Raw genomic sequence first — 3,159 nt, forward strand, 5'->3', positions numbered from 1 at the left:
CCCGGCCCCCGCTCCGGCCCCCGCCAAGGCGAAGGCCGAGCCCGCCGCCCCGGCCAAGGCCAAGCGCGGCGGGGCCGGCAAGAAGCTGGTCAAGCTGGGCGTCTACGGCATCGTCGCGGTGCTGTTCCTCGGCGCCGCCGCGTACGGCACCGGCCTGATGCTCAACCAGTCCGACGTCCCCAAGGGCACCGTGGTGCTCGGCGCCGAGATCGGCGGCAGCAGCCGCGACCAGGCGATCCACCAGCTGGACGAGTCGGTCGGCAAGGCCGGCCAGCAGCCGCTCAAGCTGAAGATCGGCGACCAGGCCGTGGACCTCGACCCGGCGGTCGCCGGCCTGAGCTTCGACACCACCGCCACCGTGGACGGCCTGGCCCAGCACAGCTACAACCCGCTGGACGTCTTCAAGTCGCTCAAGGGCGGCACCAAGACCGTCGCTCCCGAGGTCAAGGTCGACAAGGCCAAGCTGAAGGCCGCTCTCGACACCCTCGCGGCCGGCTCCGGCCAGGGCCTCCAGGAGGGCTACGTCAAGTTCGGCGACGTCAACGGCGAGCCGATCGTCGTCCCCGGCCGGGCCGGCCAGGCGGTGGACTCGGCGAGCGCCCTGGACGTGATCGCGCAGGCCTACCGCGACCGCGCCGACGGCAAGCCCGAGCAGCCGATCGCCCTGGCCGTCACGGCCGCCCAGCCGAAGATCTCCACCCAGGCCCTCCAGGGCGCCGCCGACACCCTCGGCAAGCAGATCGCCGCGGGCAAGGTGCACGTCGTGGCCGGCGCCAAGTCCTGGGACTTCGGCCCGAAGACCGCCGCCAAGGCGCTCACCCTCGTCCCGGACGCCTCCGGCAAGATCGTGCCCAAGTGGGACCTCGACGCGCTCGCCGCCCAGCTGGGCACCGCGTTCGACAAGGTGAAGGTCAAGAAGAACGGCCAGGTCGCCGCGATCACCCCGCAGGACGTCGCGGACGGCATCACCTCGGTGCTCGACAAGACCGGCGACAAGGACCGCACCTTCAAGTTCGTGGTCTGACGCGGTCGGGGGCCGGCGCGTCCGCCGTACCCGCACCGCACGAGGGGCAGGCCCGCATCCGGGCCCGCCCCTCGACAACACCCGTCCCGGTCAGCAAGATGTGACGCCACACCATCCGCCACATCCACCCCGGGGAGCACGCCGATGCGCCGCCGCCTCCAGCACCACGGGACGGCCCTGCTCGCCGGTCTCACCGCCCTCACCCTCTCGCTGGCCCTCTGCTCCTGCACCTCCGGTCAGGACGCCGCCGAGGCCCCGACGGCCGCCCTCGCGTCGCCCAAGCTCACCTCGGTCGACATCAACCCGCACGACCGGGCCCAGCTGCGCCAGGGCGGCACCCTGAACCTGGCGATCGCCCAGTTCTCCCGCCAGTGGTCGCCGATCCACACCGACGGCAGCGAGTCCTCGACCGTCATGGTCAGCAAGCCGCTGCTGCCGACCTTCTTCCGCTCGGACGCGGCCGGCACCCAGACCCCCAACCCGGCCTACCTTCAGGAGGCGCACGCCGAGCTCAAGGACGGCCGGCAGGTGGTCACCTGGACGCTCAACCCGAAGGCCCACTGGTCCGACGGCACCCCGATCACCTGGCGCGACATCGAGGCCAACTGGCGTGCCCTGAACGGGAAGGACCCGGCCTACAAGTCCTCCAGCAGCACCGGCTTCGAGCTGGTCTCCGCGGTGGAGCGCGGCAAGGACGACTTCCAGGCCGTGATGACCTTCGACCACCCGTTCTCCGAGTGGCAGTCGATGTTCAACAGCGCCGGCAACGCCCCGCTGCTGCCCGCCGGCCGGATCTCCACGCCGGACCTGTTCAACTCCTCCTACCTGGACGCGTTCCCGGTCACCGCCGGCCCGTTCAAGGTCGAGCAGCTGGACCGCGCCGCCCAGACCGTCACACTGGTCGCCGACCCCTCCTGGTGGGGCGACAAGCCGGTGCTGGACCGGATCGTCTTCCACGCGATGCTGCCCGACGCGATGCCCGCCGCCTTCGCCAAGGGACAGCTCGACCTCGTCAACATCGGCCCGGACGTGGCCGGCTACCAGGTGGTCAGGAACACCAAGGGCGCCGCGGTGCGCCGGGCCGGCGGACCGGACTTCCGCCAGCTCACCCTGAACGCCCGCACCCCCGCGCTCGGCGACGCGACCGTGCGCCAGGCCGTCTTCCAGGCGATCAACCGGGACGTGGTGATCCGCTCCGACCTCAGCGGCCTGGACTGGCCCGCCGTCCCGCTCAACAACCACCTGCTGGTCACCAACCAGAACGGCTACCGCGACAACTCCCTGGGCCTGGCCCGCTACGACCCCGCTGAGGCGGCCCGCAAGCTGGACGCGGCCGGCTGGAAACCGGACGGCGACGTGCGGAGGAAGGACGGCCGCGAGCTGAACCTGCGGATGGTCGTCCCGGCCGGCGTCAACCCGGCCCAGGCCGAGGCCGCCAACACCACCAGAATGCTCAAGGACGTCGGCATCAAGGTCACCACCGTGACCGCCCCCGCCAACGAGTTCTTCGACAAGTACGTCAACCGCAACGACTTCGACATCGCCGCCTACTCGCTGATCGGCACCCCCTTCCCGGCCAGCGGAAACCGCGCCAACTTCGTCCAGAGCGGCGGCACCAACCACGTCGGGGCGGGCAGCCCGGCGGTGGACGCCGCGCTCGACCGGGCGGCGGCCGCGGCCGACGCCGCCACCGCCACCGAGGCGATCAACCAGGCCGACGGGGAGCTCTGGAAGGTGGCCGGCGTCCTGCCGCTCTACCAGCGCCCGCAGCTGTACGGGGCCCGCGCCGACCTCGCCAACATCGGCGCGCAGGGCCTGTCCGACATCGTCTGGGAGAACGTCGGCTTCGCGAAGTAGCCGCCGGCCGGGCCGGGCGCGGCCTCAGCCGTGCAGCGTCTCGCGCCAGTAGTGGCAGGCGCTGCGGCGGCCCGCCAGCTCCGTCCCGTGCTCGCCGGTCACCGGTGTCAGCGCGGGGAGTTCGGTCCGGCAGCGGTCCTGGGCGCGCGGGCAGCGGGGGTTGAAGGCGCAGCCCTCCGGGGGACTCAGCAGGCTCGGCGGCAGGCCCTTGATGGCGTGCAGGTTCCGGCCCTTCTGGTCCAGCCGGGGGATGGAGTCCAGCAGTCCCCGGGTGTACG

General features: G+C 72.2%; 2 protein-coding genes and 1 pseudogene. 2 read left to right on the plus strand and 1 reads right to left on the minus strand.

Going from position 1 to position 3,159, the window contains the following annotated elements:
* Both ACIQOV_RS34390 and ACIQOV_RS34395 read left to right on the plus strand, forming a co-directional pair.
* Positions 1–1,024, plus strand: a pseudogene (locus ACIQOV_RS34390) (hypothetical protein); the annotation flags it as partial.
* Between the two features lie 144 nt (positions 1,025–1,168).
* Complete coding sequence (locus ACIQOV_RS34395) at positions 1,169–2,881, plus strand: ABC transporter family substrate-binding protein (RefSeq protein ID WP_401054744.1); 1,713 nt, start codon at positions 1,169–1,171, stop codon at positions 2,879–2,881.
* A 24-nt stretch (positions 2,882–2,905) separates the two neighbouring features.
* On the opposite strand, the gene ACIQOV_RS34400 is transcribed toward ACIQOV_RS34395, so the two are convergent.
* Positions 2,906–3,159 (minus strand): oligopeptide/dipeptide ABC transporter ATP-binding protein (locus ACIQOV_RS34400; protein WP_401054746.1); only part of this gene is annotated, 254 nt, incomplete at its 5' end.

It is taken from the genome of Kitasatospora sp. NPDC091257, assembly GCF_044757675.1.
Lineage (GTDB): Bacteria > Actinomycetota > Actinomycetes > Streptomycetales > Streptomycetaceae > Kitasatospora > Kitasatospora lactacystinica.